General features: G+C 59.3%; 20 protein-coding genes and 1 pseudogene. 11 read left to right on the forward strand and 10 right to left on the reverse strand.

Annotation, left to right across the window (positions count from 1 at the left end; genetic code table 11):
- Positions 1 to 10: 10 nt before the first annotated feature.
- The 4 genes from KI231_RS01770 to glnA all read right to left on the reverse strand — a co-directional run bounded on the left by KI231_RS01770 (position 11) and on the right by glnA (position 4,849).
- Positions 11 to 634 (reverse strand): DUF4124 domain-containing protein, encoded by a 624-nt coding sequence (locus KI231_RS01770; protein ID WP_103304207.1) that lies wholly within the window; start codon positions 632 to 634, stop codon positions 11 to 13.
- Positions 631 to 1,143, reverse strand: coding sequence for a DUF4124 domain-containing protein (locus tag KI231_RS01775; protein WP_213027268.1), 513 nt, complete (start codon positions 1,141 to 1,143; stop codon positions 631 to 633). Before KI231_RS01775 ends, KI231_RS01770 begins: the two co-directional genes overlap by 4 nt.
- 108 nt (positions 1,144 to 1,251) lie before the next feature.
- Entirely contained in the window at positions 1,252 to 3,315 is a 2,064-nt protein-coding gene (locus KI231_RS01780) for a toxin-antitoxin system YwqK family antitoxin (RefSeq protein ID WP_213027269.1), read from the reverse strand.
- Between the two features lie 127 nt (positions 3,316 to 3,442).
- Positions 3,443 to 4,849, reverse strand: coding sequence for a glutamate--ammonia ligase (gene glnA, locus KI231_RS01785; RefSeq protein ID WP_007961736.1), 1,407 nt, complete (start codon positions 4,847 to 4,849; stop codon positions 3,443 to 3,445).
- A 328-nt stretch (positions 4,850 to 5,177) separates the two neighbouring features.
- Between glnA and thiI the strand changes: the two genes are divergently transcribed.
- Positions 5,178 to 6,632 carry a tRNA uracil 4-sulfurtransferase ThiI gene (thiI, locus tag KI231_RS01790; RefSeq protein WP_103304211.1) on the forward strand — a complete coding sequence of 485 codons (1,455 nt, stop codon included), beginning with the start codon at positions 5,178 to 5,180 and terminating at the stop codon, positions 6,630 to 6,632.
- A gap of 139 nt (positions 6,633 to 6,771) precedes the next feature.
- Positions 6,772 to 8,592, forward strand: a complete 1,821-nt coding sequence (gene typA, locus KI231_RS01795) for a translational GTPase TypA (protein WP_003220792.1) — start codon at positions 6,772 to 6,774, stop codon at positions 8,590 to 8,592.
- A gap of 213 nt (positions 8,593 to 8,805) precedes the next feature.
- Here the strand turns inward: typA and KI231_RS01800 are convergent, their stop codons facing one another.
- Positions 8,806 to 9,243, reverse strand: coding sequence for a YkgJ family cysteine cluster protein (locus KI231_RS01800; protein WP_008080573.1), 438 nt, complete (start codon positions 9,241 to 9,243; stop codon positions 8,806 to 8,808).
- Between the two features lie 260 nt (positions 9,244 to 9,503).
- Here KI231_RS01800 and KI231_RS01805 point away from each other — a divergent pair, with 260 nt between their 5' ends.
- From KI231_RS01805 to KI231_RS01825, 5 genes are all read left to right on the forward strand, one after another.
- Positions 9,504 to 11,954 carry a glycogen/starch/alpha-glucan phosphorylase gene (locus KI231_RS01805; RefSeq protein WP_103304212.1) on the forward strand — a complete coding sequence of 817 codons (2,451 nt, stop codon included), beginning with the start codon at positions 9,504 to 9,506 and terminating at the stop codon, positions 11,952 to 11,954.
- 291 nt (positions 11,955 to 12,245) lie between these two features.
- The gene (locus KI231_RS01810; protein WP_213027270.1) at positions 12,246 to 15,842 is read left to right on the forward strand and encodes a DUF2339 domain-containing protein; all 3,597 of its coding nucleotides are present in this window, start codon (positions 12,246 to 12,248) and stop codon (positions 15,840 to 15,842) included.
- The gene (locus KI231_RS01815; protein ID WP_213027271.1) at positions 15,839 to 17,203 is read left to right on the forward strand and encodes a DUF3999 domain-containing protein; all 1,365 of its coding nucleotides are present in this window, start codon (positions 15,839 to 15,841) and stop codon (positions 17,201 to 17,203) included. Before KI231_RS01810 ends, KI231_RS01815 begins: the two co-directional genes overlap by 4 nt.
- A gap of 338 nt (positions 17,204 to 17,541) precedes the next feature.
- The gene (locus KI231_RS01820) at positions 17,542 to 18,552 is read left to right on the forward strand and encodes a class 1 fructose-bisphosphatase (RefSeq protein ID WP_007909265.1); all 1,011 of its coding nucleotides are present in this window, start codon (positions 17,542 to 17,544) and stop codon (positions 18,550 to 18,552) included.
- 3 nt (positions 18,553 to 18,555) lie between these two features.
- A complete protein-coding gene (locus KI231_RS01825) occupies positions 18,556 to 19,158 on the forward strand; it encodes a DUF924 family protein (protein WP_213027272.1) in 603 nt (200 codons plus the stop codon).
- Between the two features lies 1 nt (position 19,159).
- Here the strand turns inward: KI231_RS01825 and KI231_RS01830 are convergent, their stop codons facing one another.
- The 4 genes and pseudogenes from KI231_RS01830 to KI231_RS30230 all read right to left on the reverse strand — a co-directional run.
- Positions 19,160 to 19,492: a type II toxin-antitoxin system RelE/ParE family toxin gene (locus KI231_RS01830; protein WP_213027273.1), complete on the reverse strand. Its 333-nt coding sequence runs from the start codon at positions 19,490 to 19,492 to the stop codon at positions 19,160 to 19,162.
- The gene (locus tag KI231_RS01835) at positions 19,489 to 19,761 is read right to left on the reverse strand and encodes a type II toxin-antitoxin system Phd/YefM family antitoxin (protein ID WP_095190102.1); all 273 of its coding nucleotides are present in this window, start codon (positions 19,759 to 19,761) and stop codon (positions 19,489 to 19,491) included. The genes KI231_RS01830 and KI231_RS01835 overlap by 4 nt, the downstream gene beginning before the upstream one ends.
- Positions 19,762 to 19,983: 222 nt before the next feature.
- Positions 19,984 to 20,748: a methyl-accepting chemotaxis protein gene (locus KI231_RS30225; protein WP_371850962.1), complete on the reverse strand. Its 765-nt coding sequence runs from the start codon at positions 20,746 to 20,748 to the stop codon at positions 19,984 to 19,986.
- 93 nt (positions 20,749 to 20,841) lie between these two features.
- Positions 20,842 to 21,876, reverse strand: a pseudogene (locus KI231_RS30230) (HAMP domain-containing protein); the annotation flags it as partial.
- Between the two features lie 281 nt (positions 21,877 to 22,157).
- On the opposite strand from KI231_RS30230, the gene KI231_RS01845 reads away from it, so the two are divergent.
- On the forward strand, positions 22,158 to 22,412 hold the full coding sequence (locus KI231_RS01845) for a lipoprotein (protein WP_034152995.1): 255 nt from the start codon (positions 22,158 to 22,160) through the stop codon (positions 22,410 to 22,412).
- Positions 22,413 to 22,442: 30 nt separating this feature from the next.
- Positions 22,443 to 23,012 carry a lipocalin family protein gene (locus KI231_RS01850; RefSeq protein WP_103304218.1) on the forward strand — a complete coding sequence of 190 codons (570 nt, stop codon included), beginning with the start codon at positions 22,443 to 22,445 and terminating at the stop codon, positions 23,010 to 23,012.
- Between the two features lie 145 nt (positions 23,013 to 23,157).
- On the opposite strand, the gene KI231_RS01855 is transcribed toward KI231_RS01850, so the two are convergent.
- Positions 23,158 to 24,522: a formimidoylglutamate deiminase gene (locus KI231_RS01855; protein ID WP_213027275.1), complete on the reverse strand. Its 1,365-nt coding sequence runs from the start codon at positions 24,520 to 24,522 to the stop codon at positions 23,158 to 23,160.
- 145 nt (positions 24,523 to 24,667) lie between these two features.
- Here KI231_RS01855 and hutC point away from each other — a divergent pair, with 145 nt between their 5' ends.
- Together hutC and KI231_RS01865 are read left to right on the forward strand one after the other, a co-directional pair.
- Positions 24,668 to 25,378, forward strand: coding sequence for a histidine utilization transcriptional repressor HutC (gene hutC / locus KI231_RS01860; protein WP_163013658.1), 711 nt, complete (start codon positions 24,668 to 24,670; stop codon positions 25,376 to 25,378).
- The gene (locus KI231_RS01865) at positions 25,375 to 25,947 is read left to right on the forward strand and encodes a HutD/Ves family protein (RefSeq protein ID WP_213027276.1); all 573 of its coding nucleotides are present in this window, start codon (positions 25,375 to 25,377) and stop codon (positions 25,945 to 25,947) included. Before hutC ends, KI231_RS01865 begins: the two co-directional genes overlap by 4 nt.
- Positions 25,948 to 26,291 lie beyond the last annotated feature (344 nt).

Consider the following 26,291-nt stretch of genomic DNA (forward strand, 5'->3'; position numbering starts at 1 on the left):
CTGAATGGCGTTAAAAGAAACGCAGGAAGGGATTTTTCGGTTCTGGTGGTTTGTCCTTCAACGGACATTCCGGGCGCACGCCGTAATCCTCGTTAACGCAGGGTTTGACCTGGCGTTTCTGCGCCAGTGAGATGCGCAGCATGTGGAACGGCTGGTTGGCGGTGCGTTCGACGGTTCGGCCCTGCGCATCAAGAATCTCGATCGAAAGGTTGTGGCTGCCACGGTCGATATTGCTCAGCGGGAATACCGGACTAAGACCGGGCTCGCCAGTGACCTGGCCGTCGAGCAACAAGCGATAGCGATGGCCCGCTTGCAAGCCGGGCTCGCTGGTAACGCTGACAATCAACTCGCCGGCGCTGCTGCGAATGGTCGCGTCCGGCTCGGGCACCAGAACGCGCAGCATGTCGTAATGGAGCAGCGGTTGCTCCGGGGATTTCTTTGCGGTGGTAATCGGCCGTGCAGCGCTCGGATTGGCCGGCATGCGATTGCTGGTCGCCAGCGGCACCCGTTTGGCGTTGCCGCGTGGTTGGTCGGTGTAGACGCGGTTGCCTTGCGCATCGATGTAGGTGAACACCTCGGCCGAGGCTTGCAGCGTGATCATCGCCAACAAGGCGATCAGCCATGGACGAATCATGGCTTGTGTACCCGCTGTACGGTAAAGACCACCACCGGGCTCTGCTGGATGATTGCCTCGCCATCGATGACCTGAACGGCAAGTCGATGTTCGCCACGGTCGACATTCACCAATTGCAGGATCGGCACGTTGCTTGGCTGCCCGTAGGGTGCGTCGTCCAGCACCAGTCTCAATTGATGCGGCGGTTGCAGGCGCGGCTTGATCAGCACATTGACCGTGAAGGTGCCGTTGTTGGCGCGCAGGGCTTCTTCGGTGGGCAGGCCACCCAGTTCGAGAATTTCGTAGGCGCTGCGCACGGGCTCACGGCTATCGGAGATGGGCGCGGCGGGTGCGCTCGGCCCCTGAGGCTCAACGCTGTTGAGTGGCGGTAACTCAACCGTCTGCGCCTTGACCCCGTCCGGCGAGTGATCGCTGTACACCGTATTGCCGTTGGCGTCGGTGTACTTGTAGATCTGCGCGGCGGCGGGCAGGGCGATCACCAGCAGCAGGAAGAGAAAACCACGACCCATGGATTCGACCGATCAACGATGAGAGTGGATGCAGCATAGGCCAGGGGCGGCGGTAAGCCCAACCGGGACAACATCCGCTCACACAAACCGGCCGATTCTGAACGGCTTTCAACTGCTGAAGTTGAGCATGCGTTTTTGCCTGCCAACGGGCACGACGGGTTTTGGACACCCCTCGGGGCCGGGATAGGTTTGCTGTCCGGTCTCGTCGTACTGCGTGGTGCAACCGACAGGCCCTTTGTCGTAAAACGCCCGGCTTTTAACCACGCCGTTACGGTGATAGCACAATTGCTCGCCGGTCAGGTCGCCCGCGTGTTCATAGGTTTTGACTTGTCGCTGATTGATGTTCAGCAGACTGAAACCCACACGATTCTTTTGGCATTCGATCTGCCCATTGTCGTAATAACTGATGTCGGTGATATGGTCGTTATCGCCAATGATCGTCTCACTGGTCTTGCGACCGGTTTCATAGTTGTAATCAGTGGATGCTTGGCGATCACCGTAGAGGAAGTCGGTCTCCGACGACAATTTGCCATGGGTGAAGTGTCGGGTTATCCCGCAGCGGTCGACGGTCGGGTGACCATCCTTGTCAAAACGGCACCAGTTGGACTCTTCATAAAGCACTTCCTGGTCATCGTATTGTTTCATCGAGCCGACAAAGCGGCGCAGCTCGAAACGTCCGACGGTGGCGGGAGTGCCGTCACGCAAGAAGGTCAGATAGGGGCCTTCGCGCTCATCGTTGTGCCAGGAGATGTCATTGATCAATGCGCTGCCGTCGCTGCTGTAATCCAGTGCGCGGCCTTCTTTCTTGCCGTTTTCGTAATGACGCAAGTTCAGCAGTTTGCCGTCGGCGTTGTAGAACTCCTGGGTGCCGGACAATACATCGGCCTTGTAATGCTCGATCAGAATCACGACGCCATTGGCATCGGTTTCCCGCAGTTCACCTTCTTTTTTCCCAGCCACGAAGTTAACGCTCTGGCTGTGGCCCTTGTCGGTCTTGAGGGTCCATGGACCGCTTTTCAGGCCGTTTTCGAAGGCGCCGCTGCCGATCGCGGTCACCCATGGGCCTTCGCGCTGGTCGTTGCGGTAGTTGCCGCGTTCGATCACGGTGCCGGTGATTTCTTCGCTCGGGCCGTCGAGTACGCCGTGCAGGTACGTCTGGAATCCGGTCGTGGTGTTATCGGGATCGCCATCGTCGAGAATTGTCCATCGTCCCTCGCGTGCGTCATCGACGTACTGACCGGTGTAGCTTTTCGAGTAGTCGGTCTCGGTCCATTCGCCCTGTCGTTTGCCTGCCACATAGTTGCCGCTGGCCGAATATTTGTATTCCTTGGCGAAAGACCAGGTGCCAGTACGCAGACCTTTTTCGTAAGCGCCCTGGGCACTGATGTCGCCGAAATTGAATGAAACCGAAGCGCCATCCTCGCTGCCACTGAACGTGGCGGGAGTGGTTTCCCAGGCCATGCGGCCCACTTGATAGTTATAGAGCGTGCGATCGCCGTCTCTCACGGACGTATCGATGTCGCGCCAGAATGTGACAGTCAGAAAACGCCCGTTTTTTTCCTGATAGGTTTTTTTGAAGTAGTGCTGATCCGTACCGGGCGTGTTGATGTCCAGTGGCTTGGTCTGTTCATCGAAATAACCGACCAGCGTTCCTGCGGTGAGGTCGAGTTGGTCGAATTCGGGAATGCCCGATTGCGTGTAGCGCAATCGATAGTTGATCGGCGTGAGCTGCGCCAGTGCTTTCTTGATGGTGAGGGCGTCCAGCCGCTTCTGGCCTGCGGCAATTCGGTCGAGGGCTTTTTGCAGTCCTGTGACGCGAGTGTAGAGCTGACTGCTGGCGTCGTATTTGTAGGCGTAAATCCGGTACTTCGTTTGCTGCTTGAAGAGCACCAGGCGGATGGGGTCTTCGCTGTCGATTGGCGTCAAAAATACCGATTCGATGGTTGCCTGGCCGAAGTCATCCAGTAACTGCGGGCTCGCCTCGGGCGTGTCGCAAACGCAGTAGTAACCTTTGACGCCCTTGGCTTCCTTGATGAACGCCAGCGTCGCCGAGCTTTCCTGCAAGCCCTCGATCAGCGGGTGGGCCAACGGTTTGTCTTCATAGAACGCTGCTGCGCCGGCCATTTGGCAGGCGAGGCCGGCCGTCAGGGCGATGGCCCATAACCACTTCATGCGAATCCCTTCGTCAAGGCGCCGGACGGGCGCTGAGGCGGCGGATTATCCATGGAAGCGCGGGCACAAAAAAGGCCTCCCGAAGGAGGCCTCTTTTTGTCACGCCGCGTGCTGCAGCGCTACCGGATCAGCAGCTGTAGTACAGCTCATATTCCAGTGGGTGCACGAAGGTGCGGACCTTGATTTCTTCTTCGGATTTCAGCGCGATGTAAGCGTCGATGAAGTCGTCGGAGAACACGCCGCCCTTGGTCAGGAACGCACGGCCCTTGTCCAGCTCTTCCAGGGCTTCTTTCAGGCTGCCGCAAACTTGTGGGATCTCTTTCGCCTCTTCAGGCGGCAGGTCATACAGGTTTTTGTCAGCGGCATCGCCTGGGTGGATCTTGTTCTGGATACCGTCCAGACCGGCCATCAGCAGTGCTGCGAATGCCAGGTACGGGTTGGCAGCCGGATCCGGGAAACGCGCTTCGATACGACGGCCACGTGGGCTGTTGACGTAAGGAATGCGGATCGAGGCGGAACGGTTGCGAGCCGAGTAGGCCAGCATTACCGGAGCTTCGAAGCCTGGCACCAGACGCTTGTAGGAGTTGGTGGCCGGGTTGGTGAAGCCGTTCAGTGCCTTACCGTGCTTGATGATGCCGCCGATGAAGTACAGGGCGGTTTCGGACAGGCCGGCATAGCCTTCGCCAGCGAAGGTGTTCTTGCCATCTTTGGCGATGGACATGTGTACGTGCATGCCCGAACCGTTGTCGCCGTACAGTGGCTTCGGCATGAAGGTCGCGGTGCGGCCGTAAGCGTCAGCGACGTTGTGTACAACGTATTTCAGAGTCTGAACTTCGTCAGCTTTCTTCACCAGGGTGTTGAACTTGACACCGATTTCGTTCTGACCGGCAGTCGCCACTTCGTGGTGGTGAACTTCAACGGTCTGGCCCATTTCTTCCAGTGCGTTGCACATGGCAGTACGGATTTCGTGGTCGTGGTCGAACGGCGGAACCGGGAAGTAGCCACCTTTGACGCCTGGACGGTGGCCTTTGTTGCCGCCTTCGATGTCCTGGTCGGACATCCACGAACCTTGTTCGGAGTAGATCTTGAACATCGAGCCGGAGATGTCCGACTTGAACTTCACTTCGTCGAAGATGAAGAATTCTGGCTCTGGGCCAGCGAAGACGGTGTCACCGATACCGGTGGTCTTCAGGTATTCCTCGGCGCGGTGAGCGATGGCGCGTGGGTCACGATCGTAACCTTGCATGGTCGACGGTTCGATGATGTCGCAGACCAGGATCAGGGTCGCGTCTTCGGTGAACGGGTCGAGCACGGCAGTGTCGTCGTCCGGCAGCAGGATCATGTCGGAGGCTTCGATGCCTTTCCAGCCAGCGATGGAGGAACCGTCGAACATCTTGCCGACTTCGAAGAAGTCGTCTTCCAGCGCATCGCGAGCCGGCATGGTCACGTGGTGCTGAGTGCCTTTGGTGTCCGTGAAGCGCAGATCAATCCACTTGACGTCATGATCTTTGATGAGTTGAACCGACTTCGACATAGTGTCCTCCGGGTGGCTTAGGGCTTGGTAGTGGATGCCCTTAATATGGGTGATGCCGGCGCAGATAGTCTGCCAAGGCAACCTGCCTCACAAGGGAGCAAATTGCATGCCAGTGCCCCAGCATGGGTTTTTTGCCCCAAATTCACGCTTATTAAGGTGCAAACCGTCTTAAAGCGTAAATTCTCGCCCTCTAATGTGGCGTCACAATCGAAAAATGACCTGTTTTGGTGCGTGCAAAACCTTCTGCACATTAACTGGTTAAACCTTGAGCAATTTCCGCTATAATCCGCGCCCCCCTTTTTCGGCTGGCCCTGCGCGCGCTGTTTTCATGAAACTAATCGTAAAAGTCTTCCCCGAGATCACCATCAAGAGTCGACCTGTCCGGACGAAATTTATCCGCCAGTTGGCCAAAAACATCCGCGCCGTGCTCCGCGATCTGGACCCGGCTGTGGTGGTGAACGGTGTGTGGGACAACCTCGAGCTGGAAACCCGTGTCACCGACGCCAAAGCCTTGAAAGAGATGGGCGAGCGCCTGACCTGCATGCCGGGCATCGCGCACTTTCTGCAGATCGACGAGTACCCGCTGGGGGACTTCGACGACATCACCGAAAAGTGCAAACAGCACTACGGTGATGCGCTGGCCGGAAAGATTTTCTCGGTGCGCTGCAAGCGTGCAGGCAAGCATGCGTTCAGCTCGATGGACGTCGAAAAATACGTCGGCAGCAAGCTGCGTCGTGAATGCGGTGCTGCCGGAATCGACCTGAAAGCGCCGGAAATCGAAGTCCGCATCGAAGTTCGCGACAAACGGTTGTTTGTGATCCACAGCCAGCACAACGGCATCGGCGGTTACCCGCTGGGTGCGTTGGAGCAGACGCTGGTATTGATGTCCGGCGGCTTTGATTCGACTGTTGCGGCCTACCAGATCATGCGTCGCGGCCTGATGGCGCACTTCTGCTTCTTCAATCTGGGCGGGCGTGCCCACGAATTGGGCGTGATGGAAGTCGCGCATTTCATCTGGAAGAAGTACGGCAGTTCGCAACGCGTGCTATTTGTCAGTGTTCCGTTCGAAGAAGTGTTGGGCGAAATTCTCGGCAAAGTCGATAACAGTCATATGGGCGTCGTATTGAAGCGTATGATGTTGCGCGCGTCCTCGGCCATTGCCGACCGATTGCACATCGATGCGCTGGTCACGGGTGAGGCGATCTCCCAGGTATCGAGCCAGACCTTGCCGAACCTGTCGGTGATCGATTGTGTAACTGACAAACTGGTCCTGCGCCCACTGATCGTCGCCCACAAGCAGGACATCATCGACACGGCCAACGAGATCGGCACCGCCGATTTCGCCCGGCACATGCCGGAATACTGCGGGGTGATCTCGGTTAACCCGAAGACCGCTGCCAAGCGTGGCCGCGTCGAACACGAAGAGAAAGAATTCGACATGGCGGTGCTCGAGCGTGCGCTCGCCAACGCCAAACTGGTCGCCATCGATCGAGTCATCGACGAATTGGGCCAGGATTTGCAAATTGAAGAAGTCGGCGAAGCGCTGGCCGGTCAGATCGTCATCGACATCCGTCACCCGGACGCCGCTGAAGACGAACCGCTGGAGCTTGCCGGCATAGAGGTACAGACGATGCCGTTCTATGCAGTGAACGCACGTTTCAAGGAACTGGACCCTACTCGCCAGTACCTGCTGTATTGCGACAAAGGCGTGATGAGTCGCCTGCATGCCCACCATTTGCTCAGTGAGGGGCATGCCAATGTGCGCGTTTATCGACCGAGCTAAGTGCCCGGGGCTGTTTGCCTGTGGCCTGCGTCACCGGCCCCCCGACACCGCCGTCAAGCTGTAACGGCCATGCCGGACACTACTGCTAATCGCTGCCAAGACTTGTCAGCAAACCGAATCCTCTGATCGAGATACACAAGTGATCGAAAATCTACGCAACATCGCCATCATTGCCCACGTTGACCATGGTAAAACCACCCTGGTAGACAAACTCCTGCGTCAATCCGGCACACTGGAGCGCAACGAGCTCAACGACGAGCGCGTGATGGACTCCAACGACCAGGAAAAAGAGCGCGGTATTACCATTCTGGCGAAAAACACCGCCATCAACTGGAACGGCTACCACATCAACATCGTGGACACCCCGGGCCACGCCGACTTCGGCGGCGAAGTTGAACGCGTAATGTCGATGGTTGACTCCGTTCTGCTGCTGGTTGACGCTCAAGACGGCCCTATGCCGCAAACCCGTTTCGTGACCAAGAAGGCTTTCGAAGCCGGCCTGCGTCCAATCGTGGTCATCAACAAGGTTGACCGTCCAGGCGCGCGTCCGGACTGGGTTCTGGACCAGATCTTCGACCTGTTCGACAACCTCGGTGCGACCGAAGAACAACTGGACTTCCAGGTTGTTTACGCCTCGGCCCTGAACGGCATTGCCGGTCTGGATCACACCGCCATGGCTGAAGACATGACCCCGCTGTACCAAGCGGTTGTCGACCACGTTCCGCCTCCGGCTGTTGACCGTGATGGTCCGTTCCAGATGCAGATCTCCGCTCTGGACTACAACAGCTTCCTGGGTGTTATCGGTGTTGGCCGTATCGCTCGTGGTCGCGTCAAGCCGAACACCCCGGTTGTCGCTATCAGCGCCGACGGCAAGCGCCGCAACGGTCGTATCCTGAAGCTGATGGGTCACCACGGTCTGCACCGCATTGACGTTGAAGAAGCAGCGGCCGGCGACATCGTCTGCATCAGCGGCTTCGACGAGCTGTTCATCTCCGACACCCTGTGCGACATCAACACCGTTGAGGCGATGAAGCCGCTGACCGTTGACGAGCCAACCGTTTCCATGACCTTCCAGGTAAACGACTCGCCATTCTGCGGTAAAGAAGGCAAGTTCGTGACCTCCCGTAACATCAAGGATCGTCTGGACAAAGAGCTGCTGTACAACGTTGCACTGCGCGTTGAAGAAGGCGACTCGGCTGACAAGTTCAAGGTTTCCGGCCGTGGTGAGCTGCACCTCTCGGTACTGATCGAAACCATGCGTCGCGAAGGCTTCGAGCTGGCTCTGGGCCGTCCTGAAGTGATCATCCGTGAAGTTGACGGCGTGAAGCAGGAACCGTTCGAAAACGTGACCATCGACATCCCTGAAGAATCGCAGGGCAAGGTCATGGAAGAGATGGGTCTGCGTAAGGGCGACCTGAGCAACATGGTGCCGGATGGCAAGGGCCGTGTTCGTCTGGAATACAACATCCCTGCTCGCGGTCTGATCGGTTTCCGTAACCAGTTCCTGACCCTGACCAACGGTGCTGGCATCCTGACCTCGATCTTCGACCGTTACGCTCCAGTGAAGTCGGGCCACATGTCCGGCCGTCAGAACGGCGTTCTGGTTTCGGTTGAAACCGGCAAGGCACTGACCTACTCGCTGGAAACCCTGCAGGCTCGTGGCAAGCTGTTCGTAGAACACGGCCAGGAGATCTACAACGGTCAAATCGTTGGTCAGAACAGCCGCGACAACGACCTGGGTGTGAACCCAACCAAAGGCAAGAAGCTCGACAACATGCGTGCTTCGGGTAAAGACGAAACCATCGCTCTGGTACCACCTGTTCGCTTCACTCTGGAACAGGCTCTGGAATACATCCAGGAAGACGAGCTGTGCGAAGTTACTCCTAAGTCCATCCGTCTTCGCAAGAAGATCCTGGACGAAAGCGAGCGTACCCGCGCTGCCAAGAAAGCCAAGGCGTAATTTAGCCCGAGCTTGAAAAAACGCCCCCGGTCGCGAGACCGGGGGCGTTTTTGTTTGTCTGGGATTTGTGTGGTGTGTGCACTGGCCCATCGCTGGCAAGCCAGCTCCCACAGGGTTATGGGTCGTATATAAAATATGTGTACGACCACATCATTGTGGGAGCTGGCTTGCCAGCGATGGCGGCCGATCAGCCGCTGAACGTTTCAGGGCAGATCAAAATTTCTCGATCGCCCGGAAATTCTGTTCGCGCACCACTTCCTTCGGCTTGTACGCACAATACCCCGGACGCGGGCCGATCTTCGGGTGATTGCGGCAGGTATCAGGGCGCTTGTCATAAATGGTGCACAGGCGGCTCTTACGATCCAGGTAGTAGCAATCGTTGTTGCTCATGCGCTGAAGGGTAAAGATCCCCGACTTCTGATTGAAGCGCTCGACCAGCCCTTCCTTTTGCAGGCGCTTGGCGATGTTCTTCGGCGGATCGCCCAGTTCGAACTCGTCGACCACACCGATGCGCACCAGATCCTTGATCTTCACCTCGACTGGCAGCGTGCAGCAGCTGGAGATGCAGGAACCGCACATCGGGGCCGAATATTTGGCCCACGTATCGAGACGATCGATCTCGGCGGCAGCAATCAGGTTGGGCTTCATCATCGGGAGTTACCAGGCGTGTGTGCATCAGGGCGCGCGATCATACCGGGACTGGTGGATTTTTGAACAACCTTTCGCCAGATTTTTTCTGCATGCAGGCTTTTTGCCGAACAGTTCGGCACGGCCCCTGCATTCATTAGCTCATCCGCCAGGGTAATGCCGGGCCATCTCACCGTCTCAGGAAAAACTGCCGAACCTGCGCCGCTACCGTCGGTCAGACCGTCTAGGCTCAGACAATTCCCCGCTCGCTCGAGGTCCTATCGATGACTCAAGAACCACTAGTTCGCGAAGCAGAGGTGGCCGCATTCCGCGACGCCGTCCTGACCAAACTCACCTATGCGGTGGGTAAAGACCCCGATCACGCCTTCGACCATGACTGGTTTGAAGCGATTGCTTTGGCCGCGCGCGACCACATGGTCGAGCACTGGATGGACCACACGCGCCAGATCTACCGCAAAGGTCAGAAGCGGGTGTACTACCTCTCGCTGGAATTTCTCATCGGCCGTTTGCTCTATGACAGCCTGAGCAACCTCGGCCTGCTCGACGTCGCCCGCGAAGCGTTGACCGAACTCGGTGTCGATCTGGAACGCATCCGGCTGCTGGAGCCGGATGCGGCGCTCGGCAACGGTGGTCTCGGCCGCCTGGCGGCGTGCTTCATGGAAAGCATGTCGACCCTCGGCATCGCCGGACACGGCTACGGCATTCGTTATGAACATGGCTTGTTCCGCCAAGCGATCGTCGATGGCTGGCAGCAAGAACAGACGGAGCATTGGCTGGATTTCGGCAACCCGTGGGAGTTCGAACGGCCAGAAGTCGTTTACAGCATCGGCTTTGGTGGCAGCGTCGAAACCGTCACTGATGCCAGCGGCAAAACCAAGCAAGTCTGGTCGCCAGCGGAGACCGTCCGTGCGATTGCCTATGACACACCCGTAGTCGGCTGGCGCGGAGCGAGCGTCAACACCTTGCGCCTGTGGCGTGCCCGGGCCATGGAAGATTTGCACCTGGAGCGTTTCAACGCCGGTGACCACCTCGGTGCTGTCGCCGAAGTGGCCCGTGCTGAAAGCATCTCCCGCGTGCTCTACCCGGCGGACAGCACTGAAGCGGGGCAGGAACTGCGTCTGCGCCAGGAATACTTCTTCGTCGCCGCCTCCTTGCAGGATTTGCTGCGTCGTCACCGCAACATGCACACCTCGGTGCTGACCTTGGGCGATCACGCGGCGATCCAGCTCAACGACACGCACCCTTCGATTGCCGTCGCCGAACTGATGCGCCAACTGGTCGACGTCTACGACGTGGCCTGGGATGCGGCGTGGCAAGTCACCGTCGACACGCTGTCTTACACCAACCACACGTTGCTGCCGGAAGCGCTGGAAACCTGGCCAGTCGGTTTGATGGAACGCATGCTGCCGCGACACATGCAGATCATCTATCTGATCAATGCCCAGCACATCGACTCGCTGCGTGCCAAAGGCATTCACGATTTCGACGTGCTGCGCGCGGTGTCGCTGATCGAAGAAGACAACGGTCGCCGGGTGCGTATGGGCAACCTCGCGTTTCTTGGTTCGCACAGCGTCAATGGCGTGTCCGGGCTGCACACGCAACTGATGCGCAAAACCGTGTTTGCCGAACTGCACAAGCTCTACCCGGAGCGGATCAACAACAAAACCAACGGCATCACCTTCCGCCGTTGGTTGTTCCAGGCCAACTCTGAACTGACCTCGATGCTGGTCGATTCTCTCGGCCCGGATGTGCTGGATAACCCCGAAGAGCGCTTGCTTGATCTGGAACCGTTCGCCGAGAAAACCGCGTTCCGCAAAGCCTTCGCCGAGCAGCGCCTGCACAGCAAAAAAGCCCTGGCCTATCTGATCCACGAACGTCTGGGCATCGCGGTCAATCCGGCGGCGATGTTCGACGTCCAGGTCAAACGGATCCACGAATACAAACGCCAGTTGCTCAACCTGCTGCACACCGTGGCGCTGTATCAGGCCATTCGTGCCGAGCCTGAAGTCGACTGGGTGCCGCGAGTGAAAATCTTCGCCGGTAAAGCGGCCGCGAGTTATCACCAGGCCAAGCTGATCATCAAACTGACCAACGACATCGCGCGGGTGGTGAACAACGACCCGACCGTACGTGGTTTGCTGAAAGTGGTGTTCCTGCCCAACTACAACGTCAGCCTGGCGGAGAGCATTATTCCGGCGGCGGATTTGTCCGAGCAGATCTCAACTGCCGGTTTCGAAGCGTCGGGCACCAGCAACATGAAGTTCGGCCTCAACGGCGCACTGACCATCGGCACGCTGGACGGTGCCAACGTGGAAATGTGCGAGCGCATTGGTGCCGAGCACATGTTCATCTTCGGTCTCAGCGCCCAGCAGGTTGAAGCGCGCAAACAGAACCACGAGTTCAGCGCCGCACCGGACATTGCCGCCTCCCATCGATTGAACGATGTGCTGCAAGCGATCCGCAGCGGGGTGTTCTCGCCGGATGACACGTCGCGTTATACCGGGCTGATCGATTCGCTGGTGGACTACGACCGCTTCCTCGTCTGCGCCGACTTCGATTCCTACTGGGAAGCGCAGAAACGCGTCGAAGAGCACTGGCACGACAGCAACAACTGGTGGCGTTCGGCGGTGCTCAACACCGCGCGAATGGGCTGGTTCTCGTCCGACCGGACGATTCGCGAGTACGCCACGGATATCTGGAAAGCGCTGGAGTAACTTTCCGCAACAATTGTGCGCAAGGCCCAACGTTTGTTGGGCCGGATCGATATACTGAGCGCCGGTTACCGGGCCGCATCAGGCGCCGCATATCACTGAAAGGATTGAACCCTGTGGCGAGGGGATTTATCCCCGATGGACAGCGCAGCTGTCCCAAGATTCTTGGGGCCGCTTCGCACCCCATCGGGGATGAATCCCCTCGCCACAAAGGCTCACTCCTACAGGGTTTGTGCCTAGACTGAGGCAATCGCCGGACTCGCCCCGCCTTGGGGCCGCTTAGGGATATCGACCATGCAATGGATGTTCATGTTGATCGGGCTGGTGCTTGGCTGGCTGCTCGATGAGTCGTTCAGCTCGGCGTTGTTGGGCGCGTTGCTGGGTTTGGCGATCGGGCAGACGTTCCGCATCGCGCGGCTTGGCTCGCAGGCGGCGGAACAGCAGCGTCAATTTGAACAGGCGAAAGTCGCCTTGCAGGCCGTCGAACAGCGTCTGTTTTTGCTGGAAGGCGCGCCGCTCCGTGCAGCGCCACCTCCGAGTGCGGCACCTGCCGCCGAGCCAGTCGCCGAACCCGCCAAAGTTGTCGAAGAGGCGCCGATTCCAGCCCCTGAACTGGTCTGGGAACTGCCGGCCGATCTGGAACCGCTATCCGCCGTCACTCGCGAAACCAGCCAACCGCTGCCGGACGATGTCTGGCGTCTGGACGCCGTTACGCCTGAACCTGAACCCCGACAACCTGCCGAGCCCCGTGGCCCGAATCTCATCCAGCGCGGCCTCGACGCGGCGCGTAACTGGCTGTTCGGCGGCAACACCGTGCTGCGAGTCGGTGTGGTGCTGTTGTTCTTCGGTCTGGCATTCCTGCTGCGCTACGCCACCGAAGGCATGGTCGTGCCGATCGAATTGCGTTACGCCGGGGTCGCGGCGGCGGCGCTGGGCCTGCTGGCGCTGGGCTGGTGGCTACGCCATCGCAACAGCCATTACGCGTTGATGCTGCAAGGTACCGGGATCGCGGTGCTGTACCTGACGGTGTTTGCGGCGATGCGTTTGCATCCGTTGCTTGATCCTTCGGCGGCACTTGGCTTGCTGGTGGCGGTGACGGTGTTCTCGGCGATTCTGGCGATCACCCAAGACTCGCTGGCGCTGGCAGCGGTGGCCGCGCTGGGCGGTTTCGCCGCGCCGATCCTGACCTCGACCGGCGCTGGCAACCATGTCGCGTTGTTCAGTTATTTCGCCTTGCTCAACGCCGGCATTCTCACCATCGCCTGGTTCAAGGCCTGGCGGCTGCTCAACCTGATCGGCTTCGTCGGCACCTTCGGCATCGGTTTCGCCTGGGGCCTGCGTTCGTACGCGCCGGAGCTTTTGTGGAGCACCGAGCCGTTCCTGATTCTGTTCTTCCTGATGTACCTCGCCATCGGCCTGCTGTTCGCTCGGCGCAAGTTGCTCGACATGCCCGACGCGCCGGCGGACGGCGACCGTGGCGCGCTCCTGCAATGGTCGGCGCGCAAGGGCGATTACGTTGATGGGACGATGCTGTTTGGCCCGCCGATCATTGGTTTCGGTTTGCAGTTTGCGTTAGTGCAGCATCTAGAGTTCGCCGCCGCGTTCAGCGCCCTCGCGCTGGGCATGATCTACATGGCGCTGGCCAAGGTATTGATGAGCGGACGCGCGATTTTGCTGGGTGAGACCTGTCTGGCGCTCGGGGTGATTTTTGCCAGTCTGGCGATCCCGCTGGGGCTCGATGCGCGCTGGACGTCGGCGGCGTGGGCGGTGGAAGGCGCGGGGATTTTCTGGCTCGGTTTGCGACAGCATCGACCGTTCGCCCGGGCCTTTGCCTTGCTGCTGCAACTCGGTTCGGCGTTGGCGTTCCTCAGTCAGTTGCGCGTCGGCGAAAGCAGTTTGCTCGACGGTGCGCCGCTAGGTGCGTTGATGCTCGGCGCGGCGCTGCTGTTCAGCTTCTATCAACTGCGCCAAGCCGCGTTGGAGCAGACGTCGCCGTGGGAGCGCCAAGGCTTGCCGGTGCTGGCGTGTGTGGGGCTGACCTTCCTCTATCTGCTGGCGCCATTGTTCTTCTTCGTTCAAGGCACGGCGATCAGTTGGGCGCTGGCCGGGCTGGCGACGTTATTCGTTGGTCTGCGCCTGCAATCGCGCACGTTCCTGTTCACCGCATTTGCCGTGCAACTGCTCGGCGGCGCGTTGTTCCTGTTGCGTCTGCAAGGCGCGGGCGAGGACTCTGCGGCGGTGTTCAGTGCCGGTTGGAGCGGCTTGCTCAGTGCGTCGCTGATCGGTCTGGCGCTGATCGCCGGCATGTTGCTGGCGGCGCGCGATGAGATGGTGCGCGGTGACGTGCGTCTGCTGCGCGGCTTGTCGGTGGTGCTGTTGGCCGGTCTGGTGCTGATCAATCTGGCGGTGCTGTTCGTGCTGCCGTGGCAGACCGCGAGTGCGGTGTGGGCGGCCAGTGGTCTGTTGATCATCTGGCTGAGCCTGTACCTCAAGCAGCGCGTTAGTTTTGTCTTCGGTCTGCTGTTGCAGTTGATCGGTGGCGCGGCGTTTTTGCTGGCCGGCCCCGAGTTGCTCGGGCCGCTGTCCAGCGAAGGGCTGAAGCCGTTGGCCCACGGCGGTTTCTGGACGCCGCTGGTGCTGGGGCTGGCGGCGATGATCGGCGCGTGGCGTCTGCAATTGGGTAATCACGCCTCGGCATTTGATGCGCTGAGTTTGCAACGCTTGTCCGAGGTCTTGCTGGTGTGGGGCGCCGGTTGGTGGGCGCTGGCGTGGGTCAGCGAGGTGCTGCGATTTGCGCCGTTGAATCTACAGGGCACACTTTTGTTGTTGGTCGCGGCACTGAGTGTCGCACTCTGGACGTTGTTGTCTCTGCGTCTGAAATGGCCGGCGTTGGGCCTGCTCTGCACGTTGCTGATTCCGGCGGCGGGACTGGTGTTATTGGCGGCGTGGCATTCGCGTTATCACCCGGCGGCAGACTTCGGCTGGCTGGCGTGGGCATTGGTGTTCACCGTGCACTTCTTCAGTCTGCGGCGGTTGCAACCGATGCTGCCGGCCCGCGCTTTGAGCACTGCGCATGTGCTCGGTTGCTGGCTGCTGATCGGCGTGCTGGCGCTGGAATTGCGCTACGGCTTGCTGCTGTTGTCCGAGCAATACAACGCCTGGCGCTGGCTGGGTTGGGCGATTCTGCCGAGCCTGTATCTGCTTATGGCGGCTGCACCGCGTAACTGGCCATGGCCGGTGGCGACGTTTGCCCGCGAATACCGTTTGTACGCCGCTGCACCGCTGGCGGTGTTGATGCTGGGCTGGTTCTGGCTGGCCAACGGCGTCAGCGATGGCAATGCCGAACCGCTGCCGTACGTGCCACTGCTCAATCCGCTGGAACTGGGTCTGCTGTTCGCCTTGTTCGGCGTTTACGTCTGGTCGCGCAGTGCGGTGTCGCAGTTGTCGATCCGCCAGGACTACGCTGATAACGCTACGCAACTGATCGCCGGGGTTTCGCTGTTCGCCTTCTGCACGGCATTGGTGACCCGTGCCGCGCATCATTGGGCGGGCGTTCCGTTCGAGCTGGATCAACTGCTGGAATCGATGCTGGTGCAGGCCGGGTTGTCCATCGTCTGGACGCTGATGGCGCTGGGGCTGATGATCGGCGGGCATTTGCGTCATCGTCGTGAGGTGTGGCTGATCGGCGCGGCGCTGATTGCGCTGGTAGTGGCCAAACTGATTTTTGTCGAACTGAGCAACCGTGGCGGTCTCGCCCGGATCGTTTCGTTTATCGGCGTCGGCGTGTTGTTGCTGGTGGTGGGCTATTTCGCGCCGCTACCACCCAAACGCGTCGAAGCCGAGCCGGCGGCGGGCAAGCCTGTCCCGGAAACCGAAGGAGTTTCATCTTGAGTCGCATGCGAAATCTGGGGTGGTTGGCGTTGGGCGTGGTGATGGCGGCCGGCGCCCAGGAAAAACCGGCGGACTTCGCCACGCAGGTGCCGCTGACGGTCAGCGGCAATGGCCCGTGGTATCGCCTCGAACTGCCGCTGAGCGTGCAATTGCAGGCGCGTCAGACTGATCTGAGTGACTTGCGGGTGTTTAACGCCGCTGGCGAAGTGCAAGCCTATGCCTTGGCCCGCGAATCGGCGCAGACCCGCGACGACGGCCAGTTGCATGAGGTCAAGTGGTTCCCGCTGTACACCGCCGCCGACGCCACGGAGCGCGCGCCGAACGTGCGCGTGCAATCCACCACCACGGGCACGCTGGTTGAAGTGCAACCGTCCAGCCAGTTGGAGGCCGGTGAAGAAGTGCTGCGTGGCTGGCTGCTCGATGCCAGCGCGATCAAGGCGCCGTTGCAACAGCTGATCCTCGACTGGACCAGCGAGCGCGATGGCTTCCAGCGTTTCAGCATCGAGGCCAGTGACGACTTGCAGCACTGGCAACCGTGGGGCGAAGGCCAGGTGGCGCGGCTGACCTTTTCCGATGAGCGCATCGAACAGCATGAAGTGACGTTACCGGGGCAATCCGCCCGCTATGTGCGCCTGCTGTGGGAATCGCCGAATTCGGCACCGACCCTGACCTCGGCGCAACTGAAAAGCAGCGACCCGCGCAACGTGCCGCTGCCGTTGGTCTGGTCGCCAGAGCTGGCCGGCAGCAGCACCAAGGCGGGCGAATACACCTGGCAATTGCCGATGGGGCTCAACGTTGAGCGGGTGCAGGTTGAACTGAAGCAACCAAACAGCTTGGCGCCAGTGACGTTGGCGGGTCGGCGCGAGAGCAGCCTGCCGTGGCAGACGCTGAGCAGTGGTTTGTTGTATCGCCTGGCGCAGAATGGCCAGGACGTGGTGCAGAACGAATTGCAGCTGTACGGGCAGACTGTTCAGCAGTTGAAGCTGACGGTGGATGAACGTGGCGGCGGTTTGGGTGAGCAGGCGCCGAGTATGAAATACGCGGTGCGGGCGACTCAGGTGATCTTCCTGGCGCGTGGGGACGGGCCGTACAGCCTGGCGTTGGGCAATTCGACGGTGAAAACCGCGAACCTGCCACTGAGCACGCTGATTCCGGATTTCAAACCGGAGAAACTCGCGACGCTGGGCCAGGCTAAGGTGCAGGGTGAAGTGGTTGCGACGCAGACTTCGACGGCGACCACTGCAGCGGTGGCTGAGACCAATTGGAAGAAGATCGGTTTGTGGGCGGTATTGCTGGTGAGCGTGGTGTTCCTCGGGGCGATGGCGGCGAGTCTGCTGCGCAAGCCACCGACCAATTCCTGAGCATGAATGGCGCTGCGCGCCAATCGCTGGCAAGCCAGCTCCCACAGTGATCTCGGTCGTTCACCTGTTTTGTGTACTCCCAAGAACCTGTGGGAGCTGGCTTGCCAGCGATGAGGGCCGATCAGCCAACAAAAATCCTCAAACTGTTGCTTCACTCAACCACCACCCGTCCCGAACCGGACTACGCTAAATCCGCTACCTGAACTCTCCATCGACAATCACGTCTCATGCAGGCAAATACACCCCAACGCACGTTACCGGGCGTCTTCGCTCGCTACGTTTTCAGACTCCCTGTAAACTGCGCGGGTTTTTAGTCCCCCATTCCACCGGAGCCGTCCATGTCCCGCGTTACCTTGAGTCGCTATTTGATTGAGCAGACCCGCAGCAACAACACTCCTGCCGATCTGCGCTTCCTGATCGAAGTGGTGGCGCGTGCCTGTAAGGAAATCAGCCACGCCGTGTCCAAAGGCGCCCTGGGTGGTGTTCTGGGCAGCATGGGCACTGAAAACGTGCAAGGCGAAGTGCAGAAGAAGCTCGACGTGATCTCCAACGAGATTCTGCTCGAAGCCAACGAATGGGGCGGTCACCTGGCCGGCATGGCGTCCGAAGAAATGGACAATGCCTACCAGATCCCGGGCAAATACCCGAAAGGCGCCTACTTGCTGGTATTCGACCCACTGGACGGTTCGTCGAACATCGACATCAACGCTCCGGTCGGCACCATCTTCTCGGTACTGCGTTGCCCGAACGAATACCTCAGCCAGAACGAGCCGCTGAACGAAAAAGCCTTCCTGCAACCAGGCACTCAGCAAGTTGCTGCCGGTTACGCGATCTATGGCCCACAGACCATGCTGGTGCTGACCCTGGGCGACGGCGTCAAAGGCTTCACTCTGGACCGCGAAATGGGCAGCTTCGTGCTGACCCACGAAGACATCACCATTCCTGAGTCCACCCAGGAATTCGCCATCAACATGTCCAACCAGCGTCACTGGGAAGCCCCGGTACAACGCTACGTAGGCGAGCTGCTGGCCGGTGAAGAAGGCCCGCTGAAGAAGAACTACAACATGCGTTGGGTCGCGGCGATGGTTGCCGACGTTCACCGCATCCTGACCCGTGGCGGTCTGTTCATGTACCCGCGCGACAGCCGCGAGCCATCCAAGCCCGGCAAACTGCGTCTGATGTACGAAGCCAACCCGATGTCGTTCCTGGTGGAACAAGCGGGCGGCGCGTCCACCGACGGTCACCAGCGTATTCTCGACATTCAGCCTGAAGGCCTGCACCAGCGCGTAGCGGTGTTCCTCGGCTCGAAAGAAGAAGTGGCCCGCGCTACGGCCTACCACAAGGAATAAACCATGACCGCGCCCTGGCAGCCGTTGCTCGATTGGTGGTTCGGACACGCCGAATCACCGGACGACATTTCGGCTGACAAGGGCGGGTTGTGGTTTGGCAAGAAAGACAGTCAAGACCTCGAAGCGCGTGAGCGTTTCGGGGTCTTTGTCGATCAGGCCCTGGCCGGCGGATTGACCGAGTGGACGCAACGTCCCGAAGGTTGGCTGGCGCTGGTGCTGCTGCTCGATCAACTGCCGCGAATGATCTTTCGCGACACCCCCAAAGCCTTCTCCGGCGATCTGCGCGCGCAGAAGCTTGTCGCGCAAGGCATTGCGGCGGACTTTGATCGGCAGTTGAAGCCGATACAACGCGTATTCATTTATCTGGTGTTTGAGCACTGCGAGAACCTCGCGGTGCAGAACGAAGCGGTTTCGCGGTTTATCGATCTGGTGGCTGAACAGCCGGAAGGGGAGCGGGCGGTGTTTGCCGATAACCTGGATTATGCCGAGCGGCATCAGAAAGTGATCGCCAGTTTTGGCAGGTTTCCGCATCGCAATGCGGTGTTGGGAAGGGAGTCTACGGCTGAGGAGTTGGTGTTTCTTTCTGAGCCTGGGTCAAGGTTCTAAATCAAGGATTGCCTCGTAGAAGCCGTTTCATCAACAGCGCCGGCAGGCTTTTTCGTGTGTCGACAATGATATGGATGAAAACCGTTTTTTCTCGCACCTCATAAATAACCCGGTTCATCCCCAACACAATCTGGCGGTATTGGCCGAGATTGAGCTTCTCGATTTCTTCGGGGATTGAGCCTGAATAAGGCAGATCTGCGAGGCCAAGAATCGCAGCCCTGAGATCGGCATAAGTGCTTTGCCAAATTTGGCTTGAGAACTGTCTGACGAGGTAGCTGCGAAGTTCTTTGAGATCTGTTTGTGCGGACTGAAGAATAACGACCTTTAAACTCATTGATGATCGGCCTTATCCAGTTCGGTAAAGACATCTTCAGCATCACTGAACTTGCCTTCTTCGATCTCCCGATTACCCATCGCTAAAAGTTTAAGCAGGGCCATTGTGCCTTCTTGCTCTTCAAAGCTTTTCACATCCATGACCACTAGCTTGGCTTCACCATTTTGGGTGATTACCAGCGGCTCGCGGCTTTCTGTGATTGATTTGACTATTTCGGCCGTGTGGCTTTTCAGGTAACTGATCGGTTTGATTTGCGATGAAAGCTTCATGATTGAATCCCGCCAAATTGAACAGGACTGAGTTTAGTCTTAATTCAGTCCACCGTCAGTGTGAGCTGACCAGCGTGTTTCAATTCAAAACTCTTTCGTCACTAATGCCGCTTTCGCGGGCAAGCCCGCTCCCACAGGGATCTTCGGTGTTTACACAATTTGTGTTTCCCCAAAAAACAATGTGGGAGCTGGCTTGCCAGCGATAGGGCCAGTGGCCGCGCCTTAAATGCGGAAGCTACCCACCAACTGCTTCAGCCGCGCCGCCTGCTGCTCAAGATCCGAACAAGCCCGCAACGTCGCCTGCAAGTTCTCCACACCTTCCTGATTCAGCGTGTTGATCTCGTTGATGTCCACGTTAATCGACTCGACCACCGCCGTCTGCTCTTCAGTCGCGGTGGCCACCGACTGGTTCATCCCGTCGATTTCGCCGATGCGCTGGGTCACGCTGCCCAGACGTTCGCCGGCCTGATTGGCGATGCCGACGCTGCTTTCGCTCTCGCGCTGGCTCTCGGTCATTATGCTCACGGCCTGACGGGCGCCGACTTGCAGCTCTTCGATCATCTTCTGCACTTGCTGCGCCGAATCCTGAGTGCGGTGCGCGAGGTTGCGGACTTCGTCGGCAACCACCGCAAAACCACGGCCAGCCTCACCGGCACGGGCGGCTTCGATGGCGGCGTTCAGTGCCAACAGGTTGGTCTGCTGCGAGATGCTGGTGATCACTTCCAGAATCTGACCGATGTTCACCGTGTTGCTGTTCAAGGTTTCGATGTTGCCGCACGAATCGCTGATCTTCGCCGACAGCTGCTGCATGGCCTGGATGGTTTTATCCACAACCTGCTGGCCGTCGACCGCGAGGCTGCGCGCATCGCTGGAGTGTTGCGAGGCGAGCGCGGCGTTCTGGGCGATTTCCTGGGCGGCGGCGCCGAGCTGGTTGATCGCCGCCGCGACGCTGTTGGTGCGTGTCGCTTGCTGGTCGGAGTTGTACATCGACGAGTTCGAGGCGGCGACCACGCGCAGGGCGACTTCGTTGACTTGGCCGGTGGCCGAGGCCACTTCGCGGATCGAGGTGTGGATACGCTCGACGAAACGGTTGAAGGACGTGCCCAGCGCGCCGAACTCATCGTTGCCATGGATCACCAGACGCTTGGTCAGGTCGCCTTCACCTTCGGCGATGTCGTGCATCGCACGGCCCATGGTCAGCAGCGGCTGCATCAGCACGCGGATCAGCATGCCGAGCAGGGCGATGATGATCACCACGGCAATGACCATGGCGATCAGCGCCGAGGTACGGAATTCGCTGAGCATCGAGAACGCGGTGTCCTTGTCCAGCACCAGCGCCACGTACCAGTCGGCCGACGGTACGCCGTTGACGCGGGTGAACGAGATCAGTTGGGTCTTGCCGTCGAACTCGACTTCTTTCAGGCCCGGGCTGACTTTCGGCGCGCCGTTGGGGTAGGCCTCGGCGAGGGTCTTGAGCACCAGTTTGCTGTCCGGGTGAATCAGGATTTTGCCGTCGGCACTGACGATGAACGCGTGGCCATGGCCGCCGAAGTTCAGCGAGTTGATGATCGCGCTGACACTGGTCAGGTCGATGTCGGCACCGGCGACACCAATCATCTGACCCAGGCGTTGTACCGGGGTGGCGACGGTGATCACCAGTTTGCCCGACGAGGCGGCAATGTACGGTTCGGTGACGATGGTCTGTTGCGCGCTGTTGGCCGCTTTGTACCAGCCACGGGCGCGGGGGTCATAGTCAGGTGCGCGGTTGCCGGCAGGGACCGAGAACATTACGCCGTCAGCACCGCCGAAGTAGCTCAGCTGGAAATTGCCGGTGTAGGCGGGCAGGTCGATGATGCGTTTCAGGCTGGCGGGAGCGTTGCCGTCGACGGCCACTTGTTGCGACAGCGACTGCAGCAACTGAATGCGGCTTTCCAGCCAGGTCTGGATGTTGCTGGTGGTCAGGCTGCCCAGTTCCTGCATCGACGCTTCGGTGCTGCTGCCCAAAGCTTCGCGCTGTCGATAGTCGTTGAAGAAAATGAAACAGGCGAACGCAACGGCCACCACGAGGGCGGCAGCCAACAAGATCTTGTGGCTGAATTTCATGTTTCTGGTCATCGAATGAACTACCGCGAAGGGGCTGGTCAAGAAAGGGCGGCAATTTGCCACACTCGGGGGCTTTGCGCTGCTCTTATTTCGACTGCGGCGCGCCAAAGATTAGGCGTCTTTTGCGAAATGCGACGAAATGCTCAATAGCCCTACAAAGTGTCTGATTTAGCGACAAATGCCGGACGAGTGGCGAGATAAATAGCCCTCGGTCGAGGGAACCAGAAGAGGGTTTTCTCTTCTAAGCTTCTGGTTGGCACCATGCCATCCCCCCTCGTTCCAGGAGTTACACCATGTCGCTGCGATCCCTCGCCCTGCTGTCGTTTTGCGTGCTGTTGGCCGCATGCAGCAAGGTCAACCAGGAAAACTACTCGAAACTGTCTGCCGGCATGGCCAAGGCCGAAGTGGAAACGTTGCTCGGTAAACCAACCGATTGTTCGGGCGCGCTCGGCATGTCCAGTTGCACCTGGGGCGACAAGAACAGCTTTATCAGCGTGCAGTACGCCGGTGACAAAGTGCTGATGTTTTCCGGCCAAGGCCTGAAGTAAACCGGGGCTTCGCGCCCACGGAGAAGAAAAATGAAGCGGTTATTGCTTATCCTTTTTGCTGGCCTGGTACTGGCCGGCTGCGCCACTTCCGGCGTGGATCCGTTGGCGCCGAAGACCGTCAACAGCGTCAATCTCAAGCGTTATCAGGGCACCTGGTATGAGCTGGCGCGTCTGCCGATGTATTTCCAGCGCAATTGCGCGCAATCCGAAGCCCGTTACACCCTCAAGCCCGATGGCAACGTCGCGGTGTTCAACCGCTGCATGACCGCGGACTGGCAGTGGGAAGAGGTCAAGGGCACGGCTTATCCACAGGTGCCGGGCAAGACCGACAAGTTGTGGGTCGAGTTCGATACCTGGTTCTCGCGGTTGATTCCGGGTGTGGCGAAGGGCGAATACTGGGTGTTGTACGTCAGCGACGACTACAAGACCGCCATCGTCGGCGATCCGAGTCGCAAGTACTTGTGGTTGCTGTCACGTACGCCGACCGTCAACGGTGTGGTGCGTGAAGAGCTGCTGAGCAAGGCGCGGCAACAGGGTTACGACACCACGCGACTGATCTGGCGAGCGTCGGATCGGCAGATGGCCAAGACCTCGAATTAAAGAACACTGCAAAACCAATGCTTGATCGCTCCCACGCTCCGCGTGGGAGTGTCTCAATGGACGCTCTGCGTCCGCTTTTGAGACGCAGAGCGTCCCGGGCTGCATTCCCACGCAGAGCATGGGAACGATCAGCCAGGTTCTTGTGTCAGCCTAAAAGGTCGCGCAGAACCTGGGTGAACGCGCGTGCACTTTCCTCTTCGCCAGCATGCCGCCCGTCACGCACCACCCACTGGCCGTTGACCAGCACATCGCGCACCTGACGGTCCCCGCCAGCAAACAACCAGCGATTCAAAATCCCGTCACCACTGGCGGTCGCCAGATATGGATCGTTGCCATCGAGCACAATCCAGTCCGCACGCTTGCCGACTTCCAGCGCACCAATTGGCTGCCCCAATGCCTGAGCGCCACCGTCCAGCGCTGCGTCATACAGCGTACGGCCAACCATCGGTTGATCCGCGCCATACAAACGGTTACGCCGCTGATCGCGCAGACGCTGACCGTATTCCAACCAGCGCAACTCCTCGACGACACTGAGCGACACATGGCTGTCGGAACCGATACCCATGCGTCCGCCTTGAGCGAGGAAATCCACCGCCGGGAAAATCCCGTCGCCCAGGTTCGCTTCGGTAGTCAGGCACAGACCGGCGATGGCGCGACTCTTGGCCATCAGCGTGACTTCTTCCGGGTTGGCATGAGTGGCGTGGACCAGGCACCAGCGCTGATCGACTTCGGCGTTTTCATAGAGCCATTGCAGCGGGCGCCGGCCACTCCAGCTCAGGCAGTCGTCGACTTCCTTTTGCTGTTCGGCGATGTGGATGTGCACCGGGCATTGCTTGTCGCTGGCGGCCAATACTTCGCTGATCTGCTGAGGTGTGACCGCGCGCAGCGAGTGGAAGCACAGACCCAATGATTGCGCCTTTTGCTGAGCCAGCAGCGGCTGCAAGCGTGATTGCAGATTCAAGTAGTTTTCGCTGCTGTTGATAAAGCGGCGCTGGCCATCGTTGGGTGTCTGACCGCCGAAGCCTGCGTGGCTGTAGAGCACCGGCAGCAGGGTCAGACCGATGCCGCTTTCACTGGCCGCCTGACTGATGCGCAACGCCAGTTCAGCCGGGTCCGCATACGGCTGACCGTTGCTGTCGTGGTGCACGTAATGGAATTCGGCGACCGAGGTGTAACCGGCCTTGAGCATTTCGATGTACAGCTGACGGGCAATGACGCCGAGTTGATCCGGACTGATTTTTCCGACGAGCCGATACATCAGATCGCGCCACGTCCAGAAACTGTCGTTGGGGTTGCCGGCCACTTCGGCCAACCCGGCCATTGCGCGCTGGAAGGCATGGGAGTGCAGATTGGGCATCCCCGGCAGCAACGGACCGCTCAGCCGTTCGGCGCCATCTGCGGTGGAATCGGCCTGGATTCGGGTCAGCAGGCCATCGGCGCTGACCTCAAGACGTACATTGTTGGCCCATCCGTTAGGCAGCAGCGCGCGTTCGGCAAAGAAGGCGGACATGGTTCAGCACCCCATCGTGTGTTATTTGTATATACATATACAGACGTTTGCCTGCCCGGTAAACTCCGGCAAGCTAGCAACCTCTACCGACGAACAAGGATCAACCGTGCCGACTCCGCCTCCAGTTTCCCCGTTGGCCGCGAACATGGGCGACAGTCCGGCGCCCTTGTACGCGCGCGTCAAACAGATGATCACCCAGCAGATCGACAGCGGTAACTGGCCGCCGCACTACCGCGTGCCGTCGGAAAGCGAGCTGGTCAATCAGCTCGGCTTCAGCCGCATGACCATCAACCGCGCGTTGCGCGAAATGACCGCCGACGGACTGCTGGTGCGCATGCAGGGCGTCGGCACTTTCGTTGCCGAGCCGAAGAGCCAGTCCGCGCTGTTCGAAGTGCACAACATAGCCGACGAAATCGCCTCCCGTGGCCATCGCCACACCTGCCAGGTGATCACCCTCGAAGAAGAGGCCGCCGGTTCCGAACGTGCGCTGGCGCTGGACATGCGCGAAGGACAGAAGGTCTTCCATTCGCTGATCGTGCATTACGAAAACGACATTCCGGTGCAAATCGAAGACCGCTTCGTCAACGCGCTGGTCGCCCCGGAATACCTCAAGCAGGACTTCACCCTGCAAACCCCTTATGCCTACTTGAATCAGGTCGCGCCACTGACCGAAGGCGAGCACGTGGTCGAGGCGATTCTTGCCGAACCGTCCGAGTGCAAGTTGCTGCAGATCGAGAAGGGCGAGCCGTGCCTGCTGATCCGTCGTCGCACGTGGTCGGGGCGTCAGCCGGTTACCGCCGCACGATTGATTCACCCGGGTTCTCGTCATCGTCTGGAAGGACGCTTTCATAAATGAGCAGTGAAGTGAAGGTTTTACGCGCTGAAGGTTATCCGCGCATGCCGTGGAAAAACGGCGGCGGCAGCACCGAGGAAATCACCCGTGACGCGGGTGCCGGTCTGGATGGTTTTGGCTGGCGGCTGTCGATTGCCGACATCGCCGAGTCGGGCGGTTTTTCAACCTTCGCCGGATACCAGCGGGTGATCACCGTGTTGCAGGGCGACGGCATGACCCTGTGTGTGGACGGTGACGATACTCGGCCATTGTTACCGCTCGACCCGTTTGCTTTCAGCGGCGAAAGTCAGGTGTCCTGCACACTGCTCGGTGGCGCGATCCGCGACTTCAACCTGATCTACGCGCCGCAGCGTTACCGCGCGCGGTTGCAGTGGCTGGATGGCGAGCAGCGGTTTTTCAGTTCGGCGGGGACGGTGCTGGTGTTCAGTGTCAGTGAGTTGCTGGAAGTGGCGGTCGGTGAAAAGACCGCACAGCTTGGACGGCATGATTGCCTGCAACTGGACGGTAACACCGGGCTGGTTGAGGTTGCGGTCAATGGCGGTTGCTGCGTGATCGAACTGACTACGCGCTGATCTCCCTGCTCATATAAAACACTTGTGGTGAGGGGATTTATCCCCGATGGGGCGCGAAGCGGCCCTGTTTTTGTTTAGAAAGCAGGGGCTGCTGCGCAGCCCATCGGGGATAAATCCCCTCGCCACAAGTGCATTCACACTTCTTGTTTCTTCGGTGCACCAACTTGTTACCGAACGCCCCAGCGTGGAGCAAAACCGCGCCCACGTAACAACCATCAGCCTTCCACAAAATCCCCTCGCGAAAAATTTCATCCACGCCCGAACCCTTGTTTCAGGCGCTCTTCAGCCTCATCCACGATTTTTCTTGAACACTCCTCCAGCAAGTTGGCCGCTTGATTGCATAT

The organism is Pseudomonas sp. Seg1 (assembly GCF_018326005.1).
Taxonomy (GTDB): domain Bacteria; phylum Pseudomonadota; class Gammaproteobacteria; order Pseudomonadales; family Pseudomonadaceae; genus Aquipseudomonas.